Origin of the sequence: Paenibacillus hunanensis (genome assembly GCF_034055775.1) — a bacterium.
Classification (GTDB): Bacteria; Bacillota; Bacilli; order Paenibacillales; family Paenibacillaceae; genus Saccharibacillus; species Saccharibacillus hunanensis.
On sequence record NZ_CP139194.1, the window covers coordinates 791,472 to 818,210 of the forward strand.

Sequence of the window (26,739 nt, forward strand, 5' to 3'; positions counted from 1 at the left end):
ATAATCAAGAGTCGTAACCTTGTATTTTTGTGCATTCGTCATTGGAGTCATGAATCGGCAGAATGCTGTCAGAAGCAGGGTTTTTCTTTTTATACAAATGGTTGAACCTATTTTCTGCTCTATGATATCGATAGCGGAAGTGGACATTTTTTCAGATAAGCCGTTTCGGCTACATGTATTCCAAGCAAATGAACAATTAAAGAGGTGGTTACCCGTGTTAGATCGTTTACAGGCTTTAGCAGACCGTTATGATAAATTAAGTGAGCTGTTGTGTGATCCGGACGTGGCAAGTGATTCCAAGCGTCTGCGTGATTATTCCAAGGAACAGTCGGATTTGCAGCCGACCTATGAGGCATATATTGAGTACCGTAAAGTAACAGAAGAGCTGGATGCAGCCAAGCAGCTGCAAGGTGAGAAGCTCGACGATGAGATGCGTGAGATGGTCAAGTTCGAGATTGATGAGCTGTCCACACGCAAAACAGAGCTTGAGGAACTGATCCATGTGTTACTGCTGCCCAAAGATCCAAATGATGATAAAAACGTTATCGTGGAGATTCGCGGCGCAGCTGGTGGAGACGAGGCGGCATTGTTCGCAGCGGATCTGTATCGTATGTACACACGCTTCGCTGATACACAGGGCTGGAAAGTGGAAGTACTCGATACGAACGTCAGCGATCTGGGCGGCTTCAAGGAAGTGACATTCCTGATCAATGGACGTGGTGCGTACAGCAAGCTCAAATTCGAGAGCGGCGCACATCGTGTACAGCGTATTCCAACGACTGAATCCGGTGGACGCATTCATACGTCTACTTCTACTGTAGCGGTGATGCCGGAAGCGGAAGAAGTGGATATTGAGATTCATGACCGCGATATTCGTGTCGATACGTTCTGCTCCAGTGGTGCAGGCGGTCAGTCTGTTAATACGACCAAATCGGCTGTACGTGTAACACATATGCCGACTGGTATTATGGCAACCTGTCAGGATGGCAAATCGCAAAACTCTAACAAAGAAAAAGCACTTCAGGTTCTGCGCGCGCGTATCTCGGATATGATGCGTCAGGAAGAAGAAGCAAAATACGCTGGTGAGCGTAAAAGTAAAGTCGGTACAGGTGACCGCAGTGAGCGTATCCGTACGTACAACTTCCCGCAAAGCCGTGTAACCGATCACCGCATCGGCTTGACGCTGCACAAGCTGGATCAAGTGATGAATGGTGAGATCGAAGAAATTGTCTCCGCGCTGACATTGGCTGAACAGGCTGATCTGATGGCAAAAGAGGCGTAAGTATTGACCTTGATATCTTTTACGATGAAGCCGCAACAAAGCATAAGAGAAGCCTATGTTGAGGCTTCTTCTTTTTTCAGACAGCATGATGTGATGGAGCCGGAGTCCAATGCAAAATTGCTGCTGGAATGGGTGCTTGGCTTGTCAGGCGCAAGTTATTATATGGCATTACCTGATCCATTTCCAATGGAGCACCAGGCAGCATGGGAAGAGGCAGTTCAGCGCAAAGTGGCAGGTGAGCCTGCGCAGTACATCATCGGTGAACAGGAATTTTACGGCGAGGTGTTCAAGGTGACACCTGCCGTGCTGATTCCGCGCCCTGAAACCGAGCTGCTGGTTGAAGCTGTCGTCGAGCTGTCGTCCCAATTAGGCTCCCCTCATTCTGATACAAATGAGGCACAGACTTCGTCTATTGTAAAGCAGGATCAATTGTTCCACGGGGAACGTTTGCCCCATCGTAGCGAATCTGCTTCTATGTCAGATGCAGTCCATTCTATCGAGGAAGCAGCTCAGACAGCAGATGGATCAGGTCGCGTGGAACATAGTGCGCCTCGCTACGTATGTGTCGATATCGGAACGGGTAGCGGAGCGATTGCGCTCACACTTGCACGGCTGTGTCCACAGTGGGAAATATGGGCAAGCGATATTTCACCGGATGCGCTACAGATTGCGCAGCAAAATAGCGAGCGTCAGGGGCTATCGATCGGCTGGAAGCAGGGTAATCTGTTAGAGCCGTTTGCTGGCTGTGCTGTTGATATCGTTGTGTCGAATCCGCCCTATATTCCCGATGCGGATATCGCTGAGCTACAGCCAGAGGTGCGCGAGCATGAGCCGCTGACTGCACTGGCAGGTGGACCGGATGGATTAGGGCCATATCGTATCATGATGTCGCAGTTGTCCCTGCTCGCCAGGCAGCCACGTATGGTTGCCTTTGAGCTTGGGATGGGACAGGCACAGGACGTAGCACAGATGGTCCGTGAAACAGGATACCCGAAAATTCATATCATAAAGGACCTTGCAGGCATTGAGCGGCATGTGATCGGGATGCTGGAGTCGTAGTGTCGCAGGGCTACACTGAAAAGGGGACAGAGATGATCACAAAGCTGAAGCGGATCGATTGGACACTTTTTACGATTCTTTTGATATTGATGGCGACAAGCCTGGTCGTGATCTATAGTGCGACCCATTCGAGTGCGAAGTTTGGTGATTCTACCAGCAAGATGGCGATGTATTATGTGCTGGGGTTTGTTGTATTTTTCGTTATGGCTTTTGTGGATTACCGCTTCTGGCTGAAATATTCATTATATATTTATATTGTCGGTCTGGCGCTATTGCTGCTCGTTATGGTAATTGGTAAAACGCTCAACAATGCGCAGGGCTGGCTCAATCTGGGTGGTATTAGCTTACAGCCAGCAGAGCTATTCAAAATGGTGCTGATTATGTTCTTATCGGTGCTACTAGCAGGCAAGCGAAAGCTCAAGCTAGGCTTCTGGCGCGATATTACGCCGCTGCTCGGTATTACGTTGATTCCATTTGGACTCGTTATGGTGCAAAATGACCTGGGTAATGCACTCAGCTATCTCATCATTATGATGGCACTGTTCTGGATCGGTAATATGAAATATACGCAGGCAGCGCTGATTACCTTGCTGGCGATTACGATGGTAGTCGTTGGGATTCGCAGCTATGTCGCGTATCATGATAATATCGAGACGTATCTGAAAAATCTGAATCGTGAGCATTGGATGGAGCGGATTGATCCGTGGCTCATGCCAGATGAAGCGACGGAAAAGGCGATTTATCATACACGAAATGCCAAGCTTGCAATCGCGTCAGGTGGATTGAGTGGAGAAGGCTATATGCAGGGTAGCTCGGTGCAGGCAGAGCGTGTGCCACTGACCTATTCAGATTCGATCTTTGTCGTGGTGGCGGAGGAGTTTGGCTTTGTCGGTGCAGCGGTGCTATTGCTGCTTTACTTTACACTGATTCACCGCCTTGTGCTGGTGTCGCTGGAATGCCGTGAGCGTGCAGGACCGTATTTGATTATCGGTATTGTAGCGATGCTGCTCTATCAGATTTTTGAAAATATCGGTATGTTTATCGGCTTAATGCCACTGACGGGGATTACACTGCCGTTTATTAGCTTTGGTGGTACATCGCTGCTAATGAATATGGCGTGTATGGGACTGGTCATGAGTATTCGTGTGCACAGTCAGGTGGAGACGGATGAGCTGACGGTCGAGAGACCAGGCCGCTATACGAGAAGTACTGCACAATAAGATGAGATAACGTATTCTAACGCAAGCAGGACGGAAAAAGGAGAACCCGGCGTAGCCTGTGGCTCTCCTTTTCGCTTTGGAGAATGAATAGCATTCAAATGATGAATATAGATGTGAGAACATAAATCGAAGGGAGGAGGATACCGATGGAACATCCATCTAAGCAATCTATGGATTCAGCGATAGCTGGCGATTCATCTGTAGCGGGTTCATCCATGCAGCGGTGGTCTGCTATCGAGCCCAATACAGCAGGCGCCGCGCTACAAGAAGCAGGAGCCGTACTGGCATCAGGTGGTATCGTTGCTTTTCCAACGGAGACGGTATACGGACTTGGAGCAGATGCACGTAATACGGCGGCAGTTGAGGCTGTATTTGCCGCTAAAGGCAGACCATCTGATAATCCGCTGATCGTACACATTTCCAAGCAAAATCAGCTTGATTCCATCGTACAGCGAGTATTACCGCTGGAACAGCAATTGATGAACACATTCTGGCCCGGCCCACTTACACTCGTTATGCCAGTGATTGAGGGAGCGCTATCTCCACGTGTAACAGCAGGGCTGGATACGGTGGGAGTGCGTATGCCAGATCATCCCGTAGCGCTGGAGTTGATCACTGCGGCAGATTGTCCGCTCGCAGCACCCAGTGCCAACCGTTCGGGACGCCCAAGTCCAACCACAGCAGCGCATGTGGCAGATGATCTTGCCGGACGTATCAATGGTATCGTAGATGGTGGTAGCGCAGGTGTAGGTGTAGAATCGACCGTTATTCAGGTGGAGGAGGATGGTCGTATTCTGATCCTGCGTCCAGGCGGTATTACACGTGAGCAGCTATTAACGGTAGCGGATCGAGTAGAGCTTGATCCTGCTTTATCCGGTGTAGCAGCAGAAACGGCACCACGTGCACCCGGTATGAAATATACACATTATGCGCCTAAAGGCAGTATGAGTATTATAACGGGTGAGCATATGAACAAAGTAGCTGCTTTTATGCAGGAGCAGCTAATCGCAGCACAGACACGTGGCGAACGGACAGGTGTATTGGTTTTCGATGAGGACAATACCGTATACGAGGGCTCGTTACGTCTAACACTGGGAAGCCTGTCACGCCCGGAGGAAGCTGCCAGTCGCCTTTATGGTCAACTGCGTGAGTTCGATGAAGCGGAGATTACCTTTATTCTGGCACAGGGCTGCGCCGAGCAGGGTGTTGGATTGGCTGTGATGAATCGTTTGTACAAAGCTGCTGGCGGTCAGTTTATTCGCGTTTAGTACAGCAAATAAACTATACAAGTAATGTATAACGAGCAGAAAGCCCCAGCCGACAACCATATACGAGTAACTATACAAGCGATATCATATGTATCCTCTATAGTAGAAAATACGAGTATAGTAGAAACTACGAGGAACATGCATACCCTATTTCTAAAAGCAAATTCACTACACCTACAGCCGTAGTGCACATGTACAGAGTTTGATATAATACATTCACGGATCAACGCCTCATCGCAGGCGGCTCCGAATGACAAAGGAACGGGAGGCAGGAGCATGCACCATATTTTGTTCGTATGTACCGGCAATACCTGCCGGAGTCCGATGGCAGAAGGCTTTATGCGTAAGCTGGCAAAAGAACGCGGCATTCCTGTCGAGGTTCGTTCCGCTGGCGTAGCCGCAATGGACGGCATGTCCATGTCCAGACACGCCGAAGCTGTGCTGCGCGATCATCAGATTCAAGATCATATTACGTCCTCGTCACTATCTGCTGATGTACTGGAATGGGCAGATCTCGTACTGACCCTGACCGGAAGCCATAAACAAAACGTACTTGCTCGCTTTCCTTCAGCCGCAGGTAAAGTATATACACTCAAGGAATACGCCGAAACCGATGAACACATCCTCAGCGACCTTGAAGAGCTGGATCGCCTGTACGCATCGATCGAAATTAGACGCTCTCTCGGCGAATCCATCGATTCCAATGACTACGAGCGCCTGATCGAAATGCAGCAACGCATGCCGAGCTTCGACATCGTCGACCCTTTCGGCGGCACCCGCGACGACTACGAAATCGCCGCCGCAGACATCCGCTCCGCCCTCGAAAAGCTACTCGACAAACTCGAGGCATACCGCCCACGTTGATCGGTTGGTATGATCTCACTGCTAAATAAACCTGTTAGAATTTAAGACATGTTCACTTGTATGCATAAGTCTACGGATGCGACACGCACGGAACGGAGGGAAGGAAATAAAGGAAAAGGACGACTTTTGAGCACGGGAATCTACAATGTACTCCTAATCCGTAGATTCCTGTGCGAGACCGGAGTTCGTTCCCTTATTCCTTCCCGGAAGTGATGGTTGCCTTCCACCCATACTCTTGCAAACAACAGGAATAAAATTTCAACAACCATGTTGATTTTACAAAAAACATGCCTTATGATGAAAGCACAAGGACAGATCCGATGTAACTGGCGACAAGAGTGGAGCTTAACCACGATGGAGCATCGGAACATACGGCCGGTCGCCTGGGCAAAGAGCAGATGCACACTGATGATGTGCATCCTGCTCTTTTTTGTTCTTTTGCATATTTTACAAACGACTGTCGCCGTTGTCTCATGTCCGCGCTATAATGATAGAGGGAAGCGACAGGCTCTAACGAGTCTGCCGACTGCACACCGTTCATCTGGACGCTGCACAAGGAGGCTCATATGATGAAGGATCATGAGAAAATCGGTACGATCCGAAGCGATGCTGCACGTATTGCTCGTGAGGTAGCCGAGGCTGCGAAGCTTGGACCGAATCAGATTCTAGTTATCGGTGCAAGTACAAGTGAGATTGCTGGACAGCATATTGGCACATCCGGTACGCTGGATATTGCTCAGGAGCTGGTTGAAGGTATACGTGAGGTTCAGCAGGAATTGGGCTTTCAGCTTGCTTTTCAATGCTGTGAGCATCTGAATCGTGCGCTAGTTGTTGAGCGTGAAACGCTGGATCGTTATCGACTGGATGAGGTTGCGGCTGTGCCGGTGCCCAAAGCAGGCGGTTCGATGGCTGCTTATGCGTATCGCACGATGGCTGAGCCATGTCTGGCCGAAACGATTGAAGCACATGCCGGGATTGATATCGGTGAGACGCTCATCGGAATGCATTTAAAACGAGTCGCTGTACCGTATCGTACCGAGCTACGTTATCTTGGCGAAGCGAGAGTTACGGCAGCACGCACACGACCGAAGCTGATTGGCGGCGAGCGCGCAGTCTACGCACCGATGCCAACGGTAGAAGGAACTTGTGATTGATGCGGCGTGTTCCTACGCATGACCGCTTATTATTTTAATTTATGAATAATGATCAGGGGGAAATGAACAATGATGGAGCAATTGAGAAATAGCGATCCTGCCGTACTGGAAGCAATGGGACTGGAACTGAAACGTCAGCGTGACAACATCGAGCTGATCGCTTCCGAAAATATCGTAAGCGAAGCGGTTATGGAAGCAATGGGCTCTGTACTGACGAACAAATACGCAGAAGGCTATCCGGGCAAACGTTACTATGGCGGCTGTGAGCATGTGGATATCGTCGAAGATATCGCACGCGATCGTGCTAAAGAATTGTTCGGTGCTGAGCACGTGAACGTACAGCCTCACTCCGGTGCACAGGCCAATATGGCTGTTTATCTCGCTGCACTCAAACCAGGTGACACCGTTCTTGGTATGAACCTGGCGCACGGTGGCCACCTTACACACGGTAGCCCGGTTAACGCATCCGGCTTGCTGTACAACTTTGTCGCTTACGGTGTACGCGAAGACAACTTCCTGATCGATTATGATGATGTTCGCAAAGCAGCCTTCAAGCATCGTCCTCGTCTGATCGTAGCAGGTGCAAGTGCATACCCACGTACGATTGACTTCGAAGCACTGGCATCGATTGCTAATGATGTAGGCGCATTGTTCATGGTCGACATGGCGCATATCGCAGGTCTGGTTGCAGCTGGTGAGCATCCAAGCCCGGTGCCACATGCTCACTTCGTAACGACTACAACACATAAAACACTGCGCGGACCACGTGGTGGTCTGATCATGTGCCGTCAGCCATGGGCAGCTGCGATCGACAAGGCGGTATTCCCGGGTACACAGGGTGGCCCACTGATGCATGTGATTGCTTCCAAAGCAGTTGCTTTTGGTGAAGCTCTGCAACCATCGTTCAAAACGTATGCACAGCAAGTTGTGAAAAATGCGAAGGTTCTGGCAGATACACTGATCGCAGAAGGCTTGACGATCGTATCTGGCGGTACAGACAATCACCTGATGCTGGTAGATACACGCAGCGTGAACATCACAGGTAAAGAAGCTGAGCATGTACTCGACTCGATCGGTATCACTACAAACAAAAACGCGATTCCATTTGATCCAACCAGCCCATTCATCACAAGCGGTATCCGTCTGGGTACACCAGCGGCAACCTCGCGTGGTATGGATGAGCCTGCAATGGAGCAGATCGGTAAAATTATCGCTGCAACACTGAAAGCACCAAAGGACGAAACTGTACTTGCACAGGCTCGCAAAGATGTAGCAGCGCTGACTTCCCGTTTCCCGCTGTACGAGCAAGTGAAATACTAATCCGTTAACCCAACCAGCCCGCGATCAACCAACAGGATTCCCTTGTTGTGATCGCGGGCTCTTTGCTCAGCTTGGCTTTTCGCGCTATTCTGGAGCGATCCATATTATTTGCTGTCCGTATCCGTTATTTTCATGTATAATATGACAAAAAAAGGATATTGGAAATCTTTCTATATTGGTAGTAAATAAGCCGTTTTTTCGATAAAAAGCGGATTTAGACGAGGCAAACCTATGTGCTAAAAGCAGGCTACTTTTTCCAATAAATTTTTTTGAAAAAATTAAAATAATTTACCCCATTCAAGCCATTTACTATTATAATAGTAAAGACTGGGCGAATTCAGTAGGATTGCGCTATGATTTGGAAATTGTAAGCGTTATACTATCAGATTCGAGAATTGCATGAATTCAGTGGAGTTGCTGATGAAATTGACCTGCGGTAATGATATAATAGACAAGATTTACGGGGGGAAGCGTGTTCCCCGGTCCTTAATCGTGTGCAGTATGTCTGTGATTACATATGCAAAACAGAGGGACTTACCATTGTTATTATTGAACATATACCGGAGGGACAAATCATGGCAAAACTGGTGATATGCGATCACCCTTTAATTCAACACAAGCTCACATTCATTCGTGATGTGAACACCAACACGAAGGAGTTCCGCGAGCTTGTCGATGAAGTGGCTACCTTGATGGCGTACGAGATTACGCGCGATATTCCACTCGAGTCAATTCCGGTTGAAACACCGGTTGTAAGAACAGAAGGTAAAGTGATTTCTGGACGGATGCTCGGCCTCGTTCCTATTCTACGTGCTGGACTGGGCATGGTTGATGGCGTACTGAAGCTGCTGCCTGCGGCAAAGGTAGGACATGTGGGATTGTTCCGCGATCCGCAAACGCTACAGCCTGTGGAATATTACGTAAAATTGCCAACAGACGTGCAAGAGCGTGAATTGATTGTGATCGATCCAATGCTGGCAACCGGTGGTTCTGCGATTGCTGCGATCGATGTACTCAAGAAGCGTGGCTGTACACAGATCAAGATGATGAACCTGATTGCTGCGCCTGAAGGTGTCAAAGCGGTACAGGATGCCCACCCTGATGTGGACATTTATGTAGCGGCACTGGATGAGCGTCTGGATGATCATGGCTACATCGTACCGGGTCTGGGCGATGCTGGCGACCGTCTCTACGGAACTAAATAAAGCGAGGTATAACCATTATCATGAAGAAAATTAAAGTAATGACGATTTTTGGCGTTCGTCCCGAAGCGATCAAGATGGCACCACTAATTCTTGAGCTTCAAAAGCATCCTGAGCATATTGAATCGATTGTGTGCGTAACAGCACAGCATCGTCAAATGTTAGATCAAGTGCTGGAAGTGTTCAACATTACACCGGATTATGATCTGGATGTAATGAAGGATCGCCAAACATTGAATGAAATTTCCATCCGTGTGCTGCAAGGTTTGGAGCCTGTGCTACGTGAAGCGAAGCCGGATATCGTGCTTGTACATGGCGATACACTGACAACGTTTCTCGCGAGCTATGCTTCATTCATGCAGCAGATCAGCGTAGGTCATGTTGAAGCCGGACTGCGTACATGGAACAAAATGTCGCCGTACCCGGAAGAGATGAACCGTCAGCTGACAGGTGTGCTTGCCGATCTTCATTTCTCGCCGACCTCTGTGTCCGCAGGTAATCTTCATAAGGAGAATAAGCTTGCGTCAAGCGTGTATATCACAGGCAACACGGTAACGGATGTGTTTCAATATACTGTACAAGCTGATTACACACACCCTGTATTGCAATGGGCAGAAGGCAAGCGCCTGATCCTGATGACCGCTCACCGCCGCGAATCACAGGGCGAGCCGCATCGCAATATTTTCCGTGCTGTAAAACGTATTGCTGATGAGTTTGAGGATGTAGCGATTGTATATCCAGTTCATCCAAGCCCTGCGGTGAAGGAGCCAGCCTATGAAATTCTGGGCAACCATCCGCGTATCAAGCTGATCGATCCACTGGATGTTGTTGATCTGCATAACTTCTATCCGCATACCCATTTGATTTTGACGGACTCTGGCGGTTTGCAAGAGGAAGCTCCTTCATTTGGTGTGCCGGTACTCGTACTGCGTGATACAACAGAACGTCCAGAAGGAATTGACGCAGGTACACTTGAACTGGTGGGTACAGATGAAGCGAAGATTTACGAGCGTACACATGCGCTGCTCACCGATGGAGAGCAGTATGCTTCAATGAGCGAAGCAGCCAATCCATACGGTGATGGGCAAGCCTCCAAACGAATTGTCAATGCGATTTTGCACCATTACGGTATTTTGGAAGAACGTCCTGAAGAATTTCACACAACGTTCAAAAAAGGCTCTGAAGCCGTCTTGTGAAAAAGCGGATTGCAGTATACAGTGATACTGTAGGGTACGTGCGGTTAATCGCGCAGTATCAAGTAATGATTCGTGAAGACTTTGCGTTAAAGTGCTAAAGCAGAATGGTTTGACAAAGACTTGAACGATTCAGTACAATGAACTGGGATTCCGAGGGTGGAGTGTGTAATGACAGAACAACAGCAGCGCAAACCGGATGGTTCATCGCCATGGAAGGCGGTTGGACTGGTAAGTGCAATTGGCATCGATCTGACTGTATGTACACTCGCCGGATTCTGGTTCGGCTCCTGGCTGGACCGCCTATGGAATGGTTCCGGAATTGGAATCGCCGTAGGCGTGCTTACAGGATTGGCTATAGGAATCGTAGGCATCATTGTCATTATTAAGAAAATAGTGGGGGACCCGAATGAATGAAATACCAAGTTACATTTATTGGCTGACCCGGACCACCTTTGGTTTTCTTGCCCTTTGCTTTTTATCTGTCGCTATTCTTCCGGACTATCGTTCGATTGCTTTTGGTCTGATTGTGGGTTCTGCCGTCAGCTTTGTGAATACAAAGTATCTGGCGCGTAAGGTTCAAAAGATGACCGATGAAGCAGCAAGCGGCACTGGGAAAAGATTCAAAGGCTTGGGCTTTGCGCAACGGGCGGCTTTTTCGATTGGGGCTGTGATTTTGGCTGTCGAATTTCCGCAGGTATTTGAGATTCATGCCCTTGCGGGCAGTCTGGTATTTGCACCGTTTGCGCTTGTCGTTATCGGCTTTATCCTTTCTCGTCGCGAAAAGAAGCTAGACTCCGACAACGAAAGGGGTGAGAAAAATGCATGAAGCACCGATAGTTCAGATTGCAGGCTTGAAGTTTGACCTCGCACTGATTCTAACCGTAATTGTAAGTGGTATCATTGTATTCGCACTGGCGAAGCTTGCTACTCGCAATCTATCGGTAGAGAATCCAGGTAAGCTGCAAAACTTTATGGAATGGGTAGTTGAGTTTGTACAGGGTTTGATCTCCAGTACAATGGACTACAAAAAGGGAGCACCGTTCTTATCGCTCGGTCTGACATTAATTATGTTCATTTTTGTCAGTAACATGCTCGGTCTACCGCTTGTCGTTCCATTCAAGTATACAGACCCAGCAGCAGCTAATTTCTTCGGATTGCCGCTCACAACGGTTCTTGATGGCCTGAATTCAGGCAAGGAGTATGTGGAAGTAGGCTGGTGGAAATCACCAACCGCTGACGCTGCGTCCGCAATGGGATTAGCACTGATCGTATTCGTTCTGGTTCACTTCCTGGGTATTGTGAAGAATCCGAAGCACTATTTCGGTCACTACTTCAAACCGTTCTTCTTCTTCTTCCCAATTAACCTGATCGAGCAGTTCTCCAAACTGTTGACACACGGAATGCGTCTATTCGGTAATATTTTTGCCGGTGAGGTTCTGATTTCCGTATTGCTCAAAATGTCGACACTGTGGTTTGGGGTAGGGGCAGTTGCCTCTGTACTCGGCTTGATCGTATGGCAAGGATTCAGTATCTTTGTTGGTACAATCCAGGCCTTTGTCTTTACCATTCTGGCTATGGTATACATATCGCAATCGCTGGAGACGGATGAGGATCATTAAACTCATTATCGACTTTTGAGAATGCATTTTGAATAGCGTGGTCTGATGGTTTTTTGTAACTGGTTTCACAGTTCGGAAGTTGGATATCCCTTCATACCGGGCTCAACATAAATAATAATTCACACACTCTAAGGAGGATTTTTTCAATGGGAGCATTAGCATTTCTGGCGGCAGCTATCGCCGTAGGTCTGGGCGCATTGGGCGCAGGTATTGGTAACGGTCTGATCGTAAGTAAAACAGTAGAAGGTATCGCTCGTCAACCAGAAGCAAAATCCACACTGCAAACAGTAATGTTTATCGGTGTAGGTCTGGTAGAGGCACTGCCAATCATCGGTGTAGTACTGGCGTTCATTTTCTACGCTGCTGCATAAACAAAGGACAAACGAACTGGCGGGGAAGGCCACAGCCATCCGCGCCTTCTTTTTAGCGTATGTGTGCGTGAAGATATAAGATTCGGCTAGTTTCTTCATTAAATATCATGTTATTTCGATTTGGAAGTTTCGGGGAAGGAGTGAACTGATTTGCATTTTGAATGGACTAACCTTGTGATCGTGATCGTCGCGTTTCTGATCCTTTACTGGCTCTTGAACCGTTATGCATTTGGTCCGCTGTTTTCGGTGATGGAAAAGCGCCGTGAACTGATCAAGCAACAAATGGACGAAGCAGCTCAGACGCGCAATCAGGCAACTCAATTTGTAGAAGAACAAAAAGCAGCGTTGCAGCAAGCACGCAAAGATGCTCAGGATATCATTGAGCAAGCTCGTCAAACGAGCAACAGCCAGGCTGAGCAACTGATCAACCAGGCAAAAGAAGAGTCGCTGCGTCTTAAAAATGAGGCTGCACGCGATATCGAAACTGAGAAAAACAAAGCCGTGGCTGCACTGCGCAGCGAAATCGGTGCTGTCTCCGTACAAATTGCTTCTAAAGTATTGCAAAAAGAAGTTGATCCGAAAGCGCAGGAGCAACTCGTTGATAACTACCTGAAAGATGTAGGGATTAGACAATGAGCCGGGATACTGTAGTATCATCGCGCTATGCAAAGGCACTTTTTGAAGCGGCGTCCGATAGTGGACGTGTTGAAGAGACAGGTCAGGAGCTAAAAGCCGTTGTTGATGCGCTTACGGCGGATCATGATTTCCGTAATTTTATCGCGACACCGAATATATCGCTCGCCGATAAGGAAAAGGTGCTGGAAAATGTCTTCTCAGGCAAAATTTCCGATGCACTGCTTCGCACACTGCTGTTGCTGATCGAGCGCGGCCGGTATGAGGTGTTTCCGGAACTGCTGAGCAGCTACAATAACATTGTGAGCGCTACGCTCAACATTGCGGATGCACGTGTATACACGCCATTCCCACTGACAGAGCAGGAGCAAGCAGAGGTTGCAGCAACTTTTGGTCAATTATCGGGCAAGCGTCTTCGTATACAAAATGTAATTGATGAGTCATTGATCGGCGGACTCAAAGTAGTCATCGGCGATAAGCTGTATGACGGCAGCGTTTCCGGTAAACTGGAGCGTCTGGAAAAGTCTTTTCGGAGACAAGCATAAGAGACAGGAGGGACTGACTTGAGTATCAGACCTGAAGAAATCAGTACATTGATTAAAAGTCAAATCGAGCAATACAAGAGCGATATTGAAGTTGTAGAAGTCGGTACCGTTATCCAGGTAAGCGATGGTATTGCCCGCGTATATGGTCTGCAAAATGCAATGGCAGGCGAATTGCTTGAGTTTTCCAACGGCGTAATGGGTATGGCTTTGAACCTTGAAGCGAACAACGTCGGTGTCGTTATCCTCGGCACTTATACAGATATTCGTGAAGGCGACCAGGTTAAACGTACTGGACGCATCATGGAAGTTCCAGTTGGTGAAGCACTGCTGGGCCGTGTTGTAAACTCCCTCGGTGAGCCTGTTGATGGCAAAGGCCCAATCAACGCTACCGAAACTCGTCCGGTTGAAGGACAGGCACCTGGCGTTATCGACCGTAAATCGGTTCATGAGCCAATGCAAACAGGTATCAAAGCGATTGACGCTATGGTTCCAATCGGTCGTGGTCAGCGTGAGTTGATCATCGGTGACCGTCAAACAGGTAAAACCTCGGTTGCGATCGATGCGATCATTAACCAAAAAGGCCAGGGCGTAAAATGTATTTACGTTGCTATTGGTCAAAAGCAATCCACAGTAGCACAGGTAGTGGAAACACTGCGCCGTCACGGTGCATTGGAATACACTATCATCGTGACTGCATCGGCTTCCGATCCTTCTCCAATGCTGTACATAGCTCCATACGCAGGTTGCGCAATGGGCGAGTACTTCATGTATAAGGGCGAGCATGCACTGATCATCTATGATGATCTGTCCAAGCAAGCTGCTGCATACCGTGAGCTGTCCTTGCTGCTCCGTCGTCCACCGGGTCGCGAAGCATTCCCGGGTGACGTTTTCTACCTGCATTCCCGTTTGCTGGAACGTGCAGCGAAGCTGAGTGATGAGCGTGGTGGCGGTTCCCTGACGGCACTGCCATTTATCGAAACACAGGCTTCCGACGTATCCGCTTATATCCCAACTAACGTAATCTCCATCACGGATGGACAGATCTTCCTGGAAGCCGACTTGTTCTATGCAGGTCAACGTCCAGCGATCAACGTTGGTATCTCGGTATCCCGTGTTGGTGGTTCCGCACAGATCAAGGCAATGAAAAAAGTTGCCGGTACACTGCGTCTGGATCTCGCACAATATCGTGAGCTACAAGCTTTCGCACAGTTCGGTTCCGATCTGGATAAGTCGACACTGTCGCGTCTGAACCGTGGTGCGCGCATGATGGAAATTCTGAAACAGGGCGTTAACCAGCCACTGCTTGTTGAACAACAGGTTGTGAGTCTGTACACAGCGGTTAAAGGTCATCTGGATGATATTCCTGTGGCTGATGTACGTCGCTTTGAGTCCGAGTTCCTGTCCTTCATGACAAGCCAGCATGATCACGTACTGAAGTCGATCCGCGATACAAAGGATCTGACAGCAGATAACGAAGCTGCGCTGGTTGAAGCGATCCAAGCGTTCAAAAAAGGCTTTGCAACAAGCTGATTTCATCTGATGAAATCTAGCTAACCATTTTCCAATCAGCGAATAAGGCGACGCCTTAACGCTACAACGATATAACAGGGATTACAAAGTAGAAGCTTGCTTCTGCTCGTATTCCTGTCAGACAGGCATCTACAGGTCAGGATGGCTAGCTATGCCAACTGACCTGCGGCATGTTTGCAGAAGTCACTGTTTTTGGTCAGACAAGGGACTCCCGAGCCCGGCCACAGGCTATGCGGCAGCTGACCGCATGACTTTGAACGGGATTCAAAGGTTAAGGTGGTGAAACATATGGCTAAAGGTATGCGTGAGATTAAAAGGCAAATCAAAAGTGTCCAGAACACGAAGCAAATCACGAAGGCGATGGAGATGGTAGCTGCCTCCAAGCTGCGTAAAGCACAGGAGAAAGCAGAATCTGCACGTCCCTATTCGGAAAAGCTGCGTGAAGTGGTCACAAGCATTGCTGCGGGTACAAAAGGGATCAAGCATCCAATGCTGGATAAGCGTCCGGTTAAGCGTGTTGCTTATCTGGTCGTAACATCTGACCGTGGTCTGGCTGGTGGTTATAATGCCAACATTTTGCGTCACGTGAGCAACGAAATTCGCCAGCACCAGAATGAAGGTCGCGAATGCGAACTGTTCGTTATCGGACGTAAAGGACGCGATTACTTCCGTCGTCGCAGCATGTCGGTTACGGATACGGTAACTGAGCTGACAGACTTCCCTACGTATGCTGATATTAAGGCGCTTGCTCAGGCAGCGATCCAGGGCTACGAAGAAGGTCGTTATGATGAGCTCTACGTATGTTATAACCGATTTGTAAACGCATTGACACAGACACCAACCTCTGCGCTGCTGCTTCCGATGGATACAGGCAGCATGGAGAAAAGTACGCTTGCGGCAAGCTATGAATACGAGCCATCTGCGGAAGAGGTACTTGCTGAGCTGCTCCCAAAATACGCACAAACACTGATCTACGAAGCATTGCTGGAAGGCAAGGCAAGTGAGCAGGGCGCGCGTATGACAGCAATGGGCAGCGCAACGAAGAATGCTTCCCAGATGATCAATGATCTGTCACTCGTTTACAACCGTGCACGTCAGGCAGCAATTACCCAGGAAATAACGGAGATTGTTGCGGGCGCGAACGCTCAAAGCTAACAATTGTCTGCACACTGGTGCACAGCATAACAGCTTAAAGGCGATCCGCTGCGCAGGACGAAATGGCGCAGGCTCGCTTAACCCATATTTGTTGTATACAGTAAGTCAGTAGGAGGGAAAACGATAATGAACAAAGGACGCGTTGTAAGTATTCAGGGTCCGGTCGTTGACGTTGAATTCGAACGTGGACAATTGCCGGAAATTCTGAACGCGCTCAAAGTCGATGCGACACTGGATAACGGTAACAAAATCGACCTGACGCTTGAAGTATCCAACCACCAGGGTGATAACATGGTGCGTTGTATTGCCATGTCTTCCACTGACGGTCTTGTACGTGGTCTGGAAGTACAGGATCTGGGCGGACCAATCTCCGTACCAGTAGGTAACGTAACACTGGGCCGTGTATTTAACGTACTCGGTCAGCCAATCGATGAAGCGGGTGACGTGGTAGCTGAGGTTCACAACCCAATTCACCGTGAAGCACCAAAATTCGATGAGCTGTCCACTCAGGCAGAAATGCTCGAAACAGGGATCAAAGTTATCGACCTGCTTGCACCTTATGCAAAAGGCGGTAAAATCGGTCTGTTCGGTGGTGCCGGCGTAGGTAAAACGGTAACGATTCAAGAGCTGATCAACAACATCGCCCAAGAGCACGGTGGTATCTCCGTATTCTCCGGTGTTGGTGAGCGTACTCGTGAAGGTAATGACCTGTACCACGAGATGAAAGACTCTGGCGTTATTAGCAAAACAGCAATGGTATTCGGTCAAATGAACGAGCCTCCAGGTGCGCGTCTGCGCGTTGCCCTGACTGGTTTGACAATGGCTGAGTATTTCCGTGATCAAGAAGGTAAAGACGTACTTCTGTTCATCGATAATATCTTCCGCTTTACACAAGCGGGTTCTGAAGTATCCGCACTGCTCGGACGTATGCCGTCTGCGGTAGGTTACCAGCCAACCCTCGCTACGGAGATGGGTCAGCTGCAAGAGCGTATCACTTCCACTAAAAAAGGTTCGGTTACATCCATCCAGGCGATCTACGTGCCTGCGGATGACTATACTGACCCGGCTCCAGCAACAACGTTTGCTCACTTGGATGCAACGACGAACCTGGAGCGTAAAATTTCCGAGATGGGTATCTTCCCTGCGGTTGACCCACTGGCATCCAGCTCTCGTATCCTGACACCTGAGGTTGTCGGCGAAGAGCACTATAACGTAGCTCAGGGCGTACAGCGCATTCTGGCTCGTTATCGTGAATTGCAGGATATCATCGCGATCCTCGGTATGGACGAGCTGAGTGAGGAAGATAAGCTGACTGTTGCGCGCGCGCGTAAAATTCAGCGTTTCCTGTCCCAGCCTTTCCACGTTGCCGAGCAGTTTACCGGTATCAAAGGCTGCTACGTGCCTGTTAAAGAAACAGTACGTAGCTTCAAAGAGATTCTGGATGGTAAACATGATGAGCTTCCAGAAGCAGCATTCCTCTTTGTAGGCACAATCGAGGAAGCAGTGGAGAAAGCGAAAACACTGTAAGAGAATGCCTGCAAAACGTGAGGAGGGATGAAAGTGAGCACGTTTTTACTGGAGATCGTTACACCGGAGCGCATGGTCTTCTCCGAACAGGTAGATCGTTTGATTGCGACAGGTGTAGACGGTGAAATGGGAGTTCTCGCCGGTCATATTCCAACGGTAACGCCGCTTAAAGTGGCTCCGCTGGTATTTCAGGCTGGCAACAAAAGAACAACCTTTGCGATTCAAGGTGGATTTCTCGAAGTACGTCCAGACAAAGTGGTCGTACTTGCAGAAAGTGCTGAACGAGCGAACGATATCGATGTGGAGCGCGCACGCGCTGCCAAAGAGCGTGCCGAACGCCGTCTGAACAACCGTTCCAGCCAGGATCATACCGACTTCCGTCGTGCTGAGCTTGCGCTACAGCGTGCCATGAACCGTATCAAAGTATCTTCTTCGGGTGAAAACCGATAATACAAACAAGCCGGTCCGTCTTATGCGGTCCGGCTGTTTATATTTTAAGCGGGTGCTTGCTAGGTGTTTAGACCCATAATAGGGTAGAAGCGGATTGCGAAGAAGTGTATCATACAGACAGCGCAATCCAGAAAAAACCGCAATTACGCGCGAAAAAGACGCATAATCTATGAATATTTTCAGCAAATGAATAAATATGACAAGAATACGGCGAAATTTGTAAATTTGGGACTGGATTCTTTGCGAAAGGGCAAGTATTATAGAATAGTCCGTGTTAAAGGCTGATTGCTAAGTAATTTCTGTAAGGAGGCTGTGAGCTGATGAATACAGTAGATGCGGGAGCCGCTGTTGGCACAAACGGTTTGCTATCGATTATCATCTCGCTGCTTTGCATAGGTCTTTCATGGTGGGCATTGCAAAATTTCAAGTTTGACCTGCTGGTTCGTCATCCCAAGAGCGCTGCTGGTAAGATGCTTCATCTACTACTAGCGATTGTGCTTGGGCATTTCGTATCTGCGTTTTTACTGGATTATCTTCAGTGGACGCAAGCGCTCCGTTTCATGTTTTGAACACGGTGATAACGGTTATAACTGTTTTAGGCTTATTTAGCGTACTGCGGAATAGCCACTGCAATGCAAAACATGCTTTTTAATTATGTTCATTATTGCTTTTAACGATTGTATTGAACTGTCACTGGAACACTAATCACAACATCAACTATTAACATTTACATGCAATAGGCATCTTAAAACGGAACCGAATAGCATAATACACAGGCAGGCACTTCATAGTCAGTCAGCAGGATCACCGCCACCGCCATGTTCACCTTACTATTCACAACCACTTATTATGCCGTACAAGCAAAATGACGCGCGGAGGGAAACCTAATGAGCAAATTTATCGTCCGCGGTGGCAAGCGATTGACAGGGAATGTCAAGGTAAGCGGAGCTAAGAATTCAGTTCTCCCGATTATTGCTGCCTCTTTACTGGGAGAAAAAGGTGCAAGTATTATTCATGAAGCACCTTCCCTAGACGATGTAATGACAATCAACAAAGTATTGGAATCGCTGGGAGCTGTGGTTACATACCAGAACGAGACGATCCATGTGGATGCACAGGAGCTAACTTCCTGTGAAGCACCATATGAATGGGTAAGTAAGATGCGTGCTTCGTTCCTGGTCATGGGTCCGCTTCTGACTCGTCTTGGTCAAACTCGTATCTCGCTGCCAGGTGGTTGTGCGATCGGAACTCGTCCGATTGATCAGCATCTGAAAGGCTTTGAAGCGATGGGCGCTCAGATTAATCTGGGACAAGGATACATCGAAGCCAAATGTGACGGTAGACTGCGTGGAACGAAAATCTATCTGGATGTAGCAAGCGTAGGCGCAACCGAGAATATTATGATGGCTGCGACACTGGCTGAAGGCATCACAACGATTGAGAATGCAGCCAAGGAACCTGAAATTGTAGACCTGGCTAATTTCTTGAACGGCATGGGTGCCAAGGTACGCGGTGCTGGTACAGGTGTAATCCGTATCGAGGGTGTGGAGAAGCTCCATGGAACCGAGCATACGGTTATTCCCGACCGTATCGAAGCAGGCACGTACATGGTTGCTGCTGCAATCACAGGTGGAGATGTATACGTAGAAGGCGCGATTGCCGATCACCTCGGCCCTGTTATTGCGAAAATGGAAGAAATGGGCGTTGAGATCACACCAGACGAAAATGGTGTGCGTGTCGTTGCTAATCATCCACTGCGTGCTGTGGACGTGAAAACATTGCCTTATCCAGGTTTCCCAACCGATATGCAGGCGCAAATGATGGCGCTGATGCTGGCTTCCGAAGGAACTTCTATTATTACAGAAACCGTCTTCGAAAACCGCTTTATGCATGTCGATGAATTTAACCTGATGAATGCTGGTATTCGTATCGAAGGCAGAACTTCGATCGTAACGGGCGGTGCAGCTCTTGTAGGTGCAAAAGTATGTGCGACCGATCTACGTGCGGGCGCAGCTCTCATTTGTGCAGGTCTGATTTCAGAAGGCACAACTGAGGTTGGCGGTACGCATCATATCGATCGTGGATATGTGCATCTGGCAGAAAAGCTCTCCGGTCTGGGCGCGAACATTTGGCGTCTGGAAGACGAAGAAGCGAAGCCAGCTGTAGCAGCTCCTGCTGCTTCGGAAGAAGTAGCCAGCCAGCCTAAGGTCACAGGTACTCCTGTACTGAACGTACAGCCAACTGGCGTTTAATCGCCAACAATGCGGGTGACTCGTAAGCGATTTGGTAATGCGCACTGAACGCTTTGCTGATTAGACACCTTGCTGCTATGCAGTTGCATCGTACAGTCGATTTTCATAGTTAAACGAACAGGCCGGACCTTGTGTCCGGTCTTTTTATGTAGAAATATGCTGATTTCCGAACATTCGCCCTCTTCTACAGCGATTTGTCATATAATAGCGTTGAATACGTGTATCAAGTATGCTAATTTTAATAAAGATTGACCGTGATTAGAGTTTGACGATCTGAGCATTTGGACGAAATGCGAATTCTGAGATAAATGGCATCCGCCACTGATTCAGACAGCTATGTTGGTGAATTCGCCCTGACGGTGTGGTGATAAGAGACTCTTTTACCGGAAATACGACTTTTGGAGGCTCTTGACATGTTTAGCAAGGATATCGGAATTGATCTGGGTACAGCGAATGTGCTCATTCATGTGAAAGGCAGAGGTGTAGTTCTGGATGAACCTTCCGTTGTGACACTGGAGACGGACACCAAGCGTGTACTTGCAGTAGGCGAGGAAGCACGCCGTATGATCGGTAGAACGCCAGGGAATATCGTGGCGATTCGTCCACTGCGCGATGGCGTCATTGCTGATTTTGAAGTGACGGAAACGATGCTGAAATATTTTATTAACAAAGTAGGCGCGCGAAACTGGTACAGTCATCCGCGCATTTTAATTTGTGCACCGACTAATATTACTTCTGTGGAGCAAAAAGCGATTCGTGAAGCAGCAGAACGTAGCGGTGCAAAGGAAGTATTTTTGGAAGCTGAGCCGAAGGCTGCTGCAATCGGTGCAGGCATGAATATTTTCGAGCCGAGCGGTAATATGGTAATCGATATCGGTGGTGGTACGACAGATATTGCGGTATTGTCGATGGGCGATATCGTAACTTCTTCCTCGTTGAAAGTAGCGGGTGATCGCTTTGATGAAGCAATCATGCGTTATATCAAAAATGAATACAAGCTGATGATCGGTGAGCGTACATCCGAGGATATCAAAATCAATATCGCAACGGTTCGTCCAAATGGTATTCAGCGTGAGATGGATATTCGTGGTCGTGATATGGTATCCGGTCTACCAAAAACAGTAACCATTACGGCAAACGAAGTGCAAAATGCACTGGCAGATACCATTTCTTCGATCGTTAGCTCGGCGAAGCTCGTACTGGAGCAGACTCCACCTGAGCTGTCGGCAGATATTATTGATCGCGGTGTTATTTTGACAGGCGGCGGTGCATTGTTAGATGGTCTGGAAGAGCTGCTCTCACAAGAGCTTCATGTTCCTGTCCTTGTAGCTGAGGACCCAATGCATTGTGTCGTTAAAGGAACTGGATTAATGTTGAATAATCTGGATAAAGTCTCTAAAAAAAAGTTCTAAGCCAACCGATATAATACGTAACAGGCACATCCCGCGTGGTCGGGTGATGGCCGTCAATTGTCGGATATGATGGATGGATAATATAGATAAGCGTCGGAACGGAATTTTTAAAGTTGAGAGGAGTATCCGGTACATGCTAAGAGGTCTTTATACTGCCGCGTCGGGAATGATTACTCAGCAACGTCGTCATGATACGGTCACACAAAATATTGCAAACATCAATACGCCAGGCTACAAGCAGGTGGATAGCATCGAGCGTGCCTTTCCAGACATGCTGCTGTCGCTGAGTAATGGCGATGAGGGCATGACGAATCGGCAGATCGGTCGCATCAACACCGGTGTACTGGCTGAAGAGAGCGTATCGATGAACGTACAGGGTGATGTACATGCTACAGATTCGGCAGATGATTTTGCAATCGTATCGGAAATCAATCTGGCTGACCCAGCAACCGGACAAAATATTCCTTTCGACGCTTCTGGCAAATATGTAGCACCGAACGGTGCGGTAACGTATCGTCCACAAGCCTTTTTTACGGTTACAGGTAAAGATGGCAATACAGGTTATACTCGTGATGGTAATTTTCACCTGAATGGTGCGGGTAATCTGTTGACCACAACAGGTAATCCGGTACTGGGCACGAATGGTAATCCAATCACGCTGCAAGGCTCGATGGAGGATTACAATGTAGACTCACGCGGTATCATTACAGCGAAGGCTACAGGCGGTGAAGTTGGACGAATCGGTATTACGGTAGTGAATCAGCCGGGTCTGATGACGCGTACTGGTGATGGACTGTTCACTGTGAATAATCCGGCTACAGCCGGTGTTAGACAGTTGCAAGCAGGAGACAATGTAGAGCTTCGTCAGGGCTATCTGGAAGGCTCTACAGTAGATGCAGCAGCATCGATGGTTGAATTGAATGCTGCGCTGCGTGCGTATGAATCGAACCAAAAAGTGATTCAATTTTACGATAAAAGCTTGGATAAAGCCGTTAACGAAGTCGGTCGTGTATAATAGGATGAAGCAACTGTCAATCAAAGGAGGTCAATAATGAACAACTCCATGATCAGCGCCATGGTGGCGATGAGCGGTATTCAACAAAAGCTGGGCGTTGTGTCGGATAATATTGCCAACTCGGATACGGTAGGTTACAAAAGCAAAGATGCTACATTTGAGGATGTATTCACTGTTGTGAAGCAACAGCCTGGAGCAGCTTCGCAATTACCAGGTCGTATCACAGCGAGTGGCTACAATATCGGCTTTGGTGCGCGTATGGGTGAAGTGACTCGCAATATGTCTCAGGGTGAACTCCATCAGACAGACAGTCCTACTGACCTTGCGATTCAAGGGGATGCGATGTTCCGCGTAAGCGCAGATGGTAAAGAAGGCTGGACTCGTGAAGGCTCCTTTCACTATGTGCCTGTAGCCAATGAACCGAACAATGCGTATATGGCTACAGATCAGGGCTATCTGTTACTTGATCAGGATGGACAGCCAGTCAAGGTTCCTGCTAAAACGAAAATTGATATTGATGATCAAGGCGTTATCCGTTCAACTGATGCTCAAGGCCGTGTGAAAATCGCAACCAAGACCGTAACGGTAAACGGCCAGGATGTACAGCGTCCAATGCGTATCGGTGTGGATCGCATTATTCATCCAGAAGGTCTGTACCAAATGGACGGCAATTTCTTCACATTGCCAGCCAATATGCAACGTAATCAGGTTGCTGGCGTGATGTCCGCAGATACCCAGATTCGTCAGGGCTATCTGGAAGGCTCGAACGTTGACCTGAGCAATGAGATGACAGACATGATTAATGTACAACGTGCGTATCAGCTGGCGGCACGTGCGCTGTCATCCAGCGATCAAATGATGAACATCACGAATTCGCTCCGTGCCTAGTCGTCGTTCAACCATTCAGGAAGCAGCTAAAACGCAAAAGGCTGCACCGAATCGGAAGCTAACACGCAGACCGGAAGCTTCCGAATCGAAAGAGCGTGAGCAGGAGAAAAAGCCAGCAGCTACTGCCCGCTCTGCAGGGATGAAAACTCTGCAATTTATGCTCGTGTTGGTCGGGTTCGCGGCTGCTCTGGTAATCGGAATGACTGTAGGCTATTCCGTGCTTGGACATCATAGCATTGCTGACGTATTATATCCCGAAACATGGGCTCATGTTTTCCAGCTTGTTTACGCACCATAAATAAAGCATCTTATTCAAAACTCCTGCTTTTGCAGGAGTTTTATTTTTTATGCCGAAACCGTTATAATGATGTGGAATGCCTGACCAGGCGTAATAGTTCGTTTCAGGCTGAGCAAGCGCTTGAAGCGTATTCCCTACTATGGATTCCGCGTCTTCGATGGACGCTGGATGAGAGGAGTTTTATCTGCATGTACGATATACAGCAAATTCAAGAAATCATTCCACACCGTCCGCCATTTCTGCTGGTGGATCGACTGCTGGAGCTGGAAGAAGGCAAACGGGCAGTTGGTATTAAAAATGTGACGATGAATGAACCGTTTTTCACGGGTCATTTCCCAGGCTATCCGGTCATGCCGGGTGTGCTGATTGTGGAGGCACTGGCACAGGTTGGCGCCGCTGCTATTCTGAAAGTAGAAGCAAACCGCAGCAAGCTGGCAATGTTTGCTGGTATTGACGGTGTCCGTTTCCGTGGACAGGTTGTACCAGGTGATACATTGCGTCTTGAAGTGGAAATTACACGTATGAAAGCATCGATCGGTAAAGGTCGTGCTGTCGCTACAGTAGACGGCAAGGTCGTTGTTGAAGGCGAAATTATGTTTGCCCTTACGGATCCGGAAAAAGCCTGATCGGTAAGAGAAACACATATTGGATAGGTTGTACCATACTAACGGGTAGAGAAGGGATGGATATAATGACAACACTTAGCGAACAAGCAAAGCATAACCTGGATCAATGGCTGGGCGATCCGTCGATTGACGAGCAGACTAAACAAGAACTGCAAAGCCTGGATGGACAGGTATCCGAACTGGAAGACCGTTTTTATAGAGATCTGGAATTTGGTACAGGAGGTCTGCGCGGCGTAATCGGAGCAGGCAGCAACCGGATGAACAGCTATACAGTTGGCCGGGCTACACAGGGTCTGGCTGAGTATGTTTTATCGGTACATACGGGAGCGGACAAGCCATCGGTTGTCATCGCGCATGACTCTCGTCACTTTTCGCCTGAGTTTGCACTGGAAGCTGCACTGGTACTCGCAGGTAACGGTATCGTTGCAAAGCTATTCCCATCGCTGCGCTCTACACCAGAGCTTTCCTTTGCTGTTCGTCATCTGAAAGCAACGGGCGGTATTGTGATTACAGCAAGTCACAACCCACCGGAGTATAACGGCTACAAAGTATACAACGCGAGTGGTGGACAGCTCGTACCGCATGAAGCGGAGCAAGTAATCGAGCAGATTCGTCAGGTGTCTTCATTTGCGAACATCAAGCGTGTAGAGCGCGAAGCAGCGGAGCAGCAAGGATTGCTCGTATGGCTCGGTGACGATGAAGATCAGGCGTTCCTGGATACGGTCACTTCGATCAGTGTGAATCGTGAGCTACTTGCTGGTGAAGCAGGTCAAAACCTGAACATTATCTATACACCGCTGCATGGTACAGGCTATCGTCCGGTCAAAGAAGGATTGAAGCGTCTGGGCTTCACTAACGTAACGATCGTTGAGCAGCAGCAGGAGCCAGATGGTAATTTTAGCACAGTAAAATCGCCAAACCCGGAAGAGCGCGAGGCGTTCACACTCGCCATTGAGCTGGGTGAGAAGATCGGAGCAGACATCCTGATCGGTACCGATCCAGATAGTGACCGTATGGGAGCAGTCGTGAAGGACAATAATGGCAAGTACTTTGTTCTGACAGGTAACCAATCCGGTGCGATCATGATCCATTATTATCTGGGTCAATTGCAGGAGCAAGGCAAGCTGCCAGCGAATGGTGCAGTCGTGAAAACGATCGTAACGAGCGAGATGGGTGCTGCGATTGCAGAGCATTATAACGCTACGGTATACAATACGTTGACAGGCTTCAAATATATCGGCGAGAAAATGAACCAGTTCGAGCAAACAGGTGAGCATACATTCCTGTTCGGCTATGAGGAAAGCTATGGCTACCTGGCTGGCAACTATGCACGTGATAAGGATGCAGTTGTAGCTGCACTGCTGATCAGTGAAGCAGCGGCTTACTATAAGCAACAGGGCAAAACATTGTATGACGTGCTGCAAGAGCTGTACACGCAGTTTGGTTATTTCCAGGAAAGTCTCGAATCCCGTACGCTAAAAGGAAAAGACGGCGTAGCACAGATTCAAGCGATTATGGAAGACTGGCGTAGCAATAGTCCAGCCGAAATCGGAGGCGTGAAGGTAACGGAAGCGCTCGATTACTCTAAAGGACTGAATGGATTGCCAAAGGAAAATGTGCTGAAATTTATGCTGGAGGATGGTTCATGGTTCTGCCTGCGTCCATCTGGCACCGAGCCCAAGATCAAAGTATACTTTGCGGTACGTGGAGATTCCTTGAGCGATTCCGAAGCACGCATGAATGGACTCAAGCAAGCGGTAATGAGTCGCGTTGACGGTTGATTTTTATTTTGATAGAAGTGGAATTGAGTGTAGGCTTTAAGCGAACAAACAGTATATAATAAAGCAGATGAA

At 48.4% G+C, this 26,739-nt stretch carries 27 protein-coding genes and 1 riboswitch; all 27 genes read left to right on the forward strand.

Annotated features, from left to right (window positions below):
* Positions 1-214 precede the first annotated feature (214 nt).
* A complete protein-coding gene (gene prfA / locus SK066_RS03125) occupies positions 215-1,282 on the forward strand; it encodes a peptide chain release factor 1 (RefSeq protein ID WP_188774174.1) in 1,068 nt (355 codons plus the stop codon).
* A 24-nt stretch (positions 1,283-1,306) separates the two neighbouring features.
* Positions 1,307-2,341 carry a N5-glutamine methyltransferase family protein gene (locus SK066_RS03130; RefSeq protein WP_320544788.1) on the forward strand — a complete coding sequence of 345 codons (1,035 nt, stop codon included), beginning with the start codon at positions 1,307-1,309 and terminating at the stop codon, positions 2,339-2,341.
* Positions 2,342-2,373: 32 nt separating this feature from the next.
* The gene (locus tag SK066_RS03135; RefSeq protein WP_188774173.1) at positions 2,374-3,561 is read left to right on the forward strand and encodes an FtsW/RodA/SpoVE family cell cycle protein; all 1,188 of its coding nucleotides are present in this window, start codon (positions 2,374-2,376) and stop codon (positions 3,559-3,561) included.
* Positions 3,562-3,776: 215 nt separating this feature from the next.
* Positions 3,777-4,829 (forward strand): L-threonylcarbamoyladenylate synthase, encoded by a 1,053-nt coding sequence (locus tag SK066_RS03140; protein ID WP_320544789.1) that lies wholly within the window; start codon positions 3,777-3,779, stop codon positions 4,827-4,829.
* 276 nt (positions 4,830-5,105) lie between these two features.
* Positions 5,106-5,693 (forward strand): low molecular weight protein arginine phosphatase, encoded by a 588-nt coding sequence (locus SK066_RS03145; RefSeq protein WP_188774171.1) that lies wholly within the window; start codon positions 5,106-5,108, stop codon positions 5,691-5,693.
* Positions 5,694-6,005: 312 nt separating this feature from the next.
* Positions 6,006-6,089: riboswitch (ZMP/ZTP riboswitch) on the forward strand.
* A 173-nt stretch (positions 6,090-6,262) separates the two neighbouring features.
* The gene (locus SK066_RS03150; RefSeq protein WP_320544790.1) at positions 6,263-6,847 is read left to right on the forward strand and encodes a TIGR01440 family protein; all 585 of its coding nucleotides are present in this window, start codon (positions 6,263-6,265) and stop codon (positions 6,845-6,847) included.
* A gap of 69 nt (positions 6,848-6,916) precedes the next feature.
* Positions 6,917-8,167, forward strand: coding sequence for a serine hydroxymethyltransferase (gene glyA, locus SK066_RS03155; protein WP_284446341.1), 1,251 nt, complete (start codon positions 6,917-6,919; stop codon positions 8,165-8,167).
* A gap of 575 nt (positions 8,168-8,742) precedes the next feature.
* Entirely contained in the window at positions 8,743-9,372 is a 630-nt protein-coding gene (gene upp / locus SK066_RS03160; protein ID WP_188774170.1) for a uracil phosphoribosyltransferase, read from the forward strand.
* A gap of 20 nt (positions 9,373-9,392) precedes the next feature.
* Positions 9,393-10,565 carry a non-hydrolyzing UDP-N-acetylglucosamine 2-epimerase gene (wecB, locus tag SK066_RS03165; protein WP_188774169.1) on the forward strand — a complete coding sequence of 391 codons (1,173 nt, stop codon included), beginning with the start codon at positions 9,393-9,395 and terminating at the stop codon, positions 10,563-10,565.
* A 168-nt stretch (positions 10,566-10,733) separates the two neighbouring features.
* On the forward strand, positions 10,734-10,979 hold the full coding sequence (locus tag SK066_RS03170; protein ID WP_320543618.1) for an AtpZ/AtpI family protein: 246 nt from the start codon (positions 10,734-10,736) through the stop codon (positions 10,977-10,979).
* Positions 10,972-11,391, forward strand: a complete 420-nt coding sequence (locus SK066_RS03175) for an ATP synthase subunit I (RefSeq protein ID WP_320543619.1) — start codon at positions 10,972-10,974, stop codon at positions 11,389-11,391. The genes SK066_RS03170 and SK066_RS03175 overlap by 8 nt, the downstream gene beginning before the upstream one ends.
* On the forward strand, positions 11,384-12,184 hold the full coding sequence (gene atpB, locus SK066_RS03180) for a F0F1 ATP synthase subunit A (protein WP_188774166.1): 801 nt from the start codon (positions 11,384-11,386) through the stop codon (positions 12,182-12,184). Before SK066_RS03175 ends, atpB begins: the two co-directional genes overlap by 8 nt.
* A 146-nt stretch (positions 12,185-12,330) precedes the next feature.
* Positions 12,331-12,555 (forward strand): F0F1 ATP synthase subunit C, encoded by a 225-nt coding sequence (gene atpE, locus SK066_RS03185; RefSeq protein ID WP_188774165.1) that lies wholly within the window; start codon positions 12,331-12,333, stop codon positions 12,553-12,555.
* Between the two features lie 150 nt (positions 12,556-12,705).
* On the forward strand, positions 12,706-13,191 hold the full coding sequence (gene atpF, locus SK066_RS03190) for a F0F1 ATP synthase subunit B (protein ID WP_188774164.1): 486 nt from the start codon (positions 12,706-12,708) through the stop codon (positions 13,189-13,191).
* A complete protein-coding gene (locus SK066_RS03195; RefSeq protein WP_188774163.1) occupies positions 13,188-13,733 on the forward strand; it encodes a F0F1 ATP synthase subunit delta in 546 nt (181 codons plus the stop codon). The genes atpF and SK066_RS03195 overlap by 4 nt, the downstream gene beginning before the upstream one ends.
* Positions 13,734-13,751: 18 nt before the next feature.
* The gene (gene atpA / locus SK066_RS03200) at positions 13,752-15,263 is read left to right on the forward strand and encodes a F0F1 ATP synthase subunit alpha (protein ID WP_188774162.1); all 1,512 of its coding nucleotides are present in this window, start codon (positions 13,752-13,754) and stop codon (positions 15,261-15,263) included.
* Positions 15,264-15,551: 288 nt separating this feature from the next.
* The gene (atpG, locus tag SK066_RS03205; protein WP_320543620.1) at positions 15,552-16,418 is read left to right on the forward strand and encodes an ATP synthase F1 subunit gamma; all 867 of its coding nucleotides are present in this window, start codon (positions 15,552-15,554) and stop codon (positions 16,416-16,418) included.
* A gap of 126 nt (positions 16,419-16,544) precedes the next feature.
* A complete protein-coding gene (gene atpD, locus SK066_RS03210; protein WP_250344536.1) occupies positions 16,545-17,945 on the forward strand; it encodes a F0F1 ATP synthase subunit beta in 1,401 nt (466 codons plus the stop codon).
* 33 nt (positions 17,946-17,978) lie between these two features.
* Complete coding sequence (locus SK066_RS03215; protein ID WP_320543621.1) at positions 17,979-18,395, forward strand: F0F1 ATP synthase subunit epsilon; 417 nt, start codon at positions 17,979-17,981, stop codon at positions 18,393-18,395.
* Between the two features lie 320 nt (positions 18,396-18,715).
* Positions 18,716-18,964: a DUF1146 family protein gene (locus SK066_RS03220; RefSeq protein WP_188774158.1), complete on the forward strand. Its 249-nt coding sequence runs from the start codon at positions 18,716-18,718 to the stop codon at positions 18,962-18,964.
* Positions 18,965-19,282: 318 nt separating this feature from the next.
* On the forward strand, positions 19,283-20,647 hold the full coding sequence (gene murA, locus SK066_RS03225; protein ID WP_320543622.1) for a UDP-N-acetylglucosamine 1-carboxyvinyltransferase: 1,365 nt from the start codon (positions 19,283-19,285) through the stop codon (positions 20,645-20,647).
* A 413-nt stretch (positions 20,648-21,060) separates the two neighbouring features.
* Positions 21,061-22,059 carry a rod shape-determining protein gene (gene mreB, locus SK066_RS03230; RefSeq protein ID WP_188774156.1) on the forward strand — a complete coding sequence of 333 codons (999 nt, stop codon included), beginning with the start codon at positions 21,061-21,063 and terminating at the stop codon, positions 22,057-22,059.
* Between the two features lie 133 nt (positions 22,060-22,192).
* The gene (locus tag SK066_RS03235; RefSeq protein ID WP_320543623.1) at positions 22,193-23,074 is read left to right on the forward strand and encodes a flagellar hook-basal body protein; all 882 of its coding nucleotides are present in this window, start codon (positions 22,193-22,195) and stop codon (positions 23,072-23,074) included.
* A 36-nt stretch (positions 23,075-23,110) separates the two neighbouring features.
* Complete coding sequence (locus tag SK066_RS03240) at positions 23,111-23,962, forward strand: flagellar hook-basal body protein (RefSeq protein ID WP_320543624.1); 852 nt, start codon at positions 23,111-23,113, stop codon at positions 23,960-23,962.
* Positions 23,955-24,260: a DNA-directed RNA polymerase subunit beta gene (locus SK066_RS03245; RefSeq protein ID WP_320543625.1), complete on the forward strand. Its 306-nt coding sequence runs from the start codon at positions 23,955-23,957 to the stop codon at positions 24,258-24,260. The genes SK066_RS03240 and SK066_RS03245 overlap by 8 nt, the downstream gene beginning before the upstream one ends.
* Positions 24,261-24,448: 188 nt before the next feature.
* Positions 24,449-24,886, forward strand: coding sequence for a 3-hydroxyacyl-ACP dehydratase FabZ (gene fabZ, locus SK066_RS03250; protein WP_188774152.1), 438 nt, complete (start codon positions 24,449-24,451; stop codon positions 24,884-24,886).
* Between the two features lie 65 nt (positions 24,887-24,951).
* Positions 24,952-26,667: a phospho-sugar mutase gene (locus tag SK066_RS03255; protein ID WP_320543626.1), complete on the forward strand. Its 1,716-nt coding sequence runs from the start codon at positions 24,952-24,954 to the stop codon at positions 26,665-26,667.
* Positions 26,668-26,739: the final 72 nt, after the last annotated feature.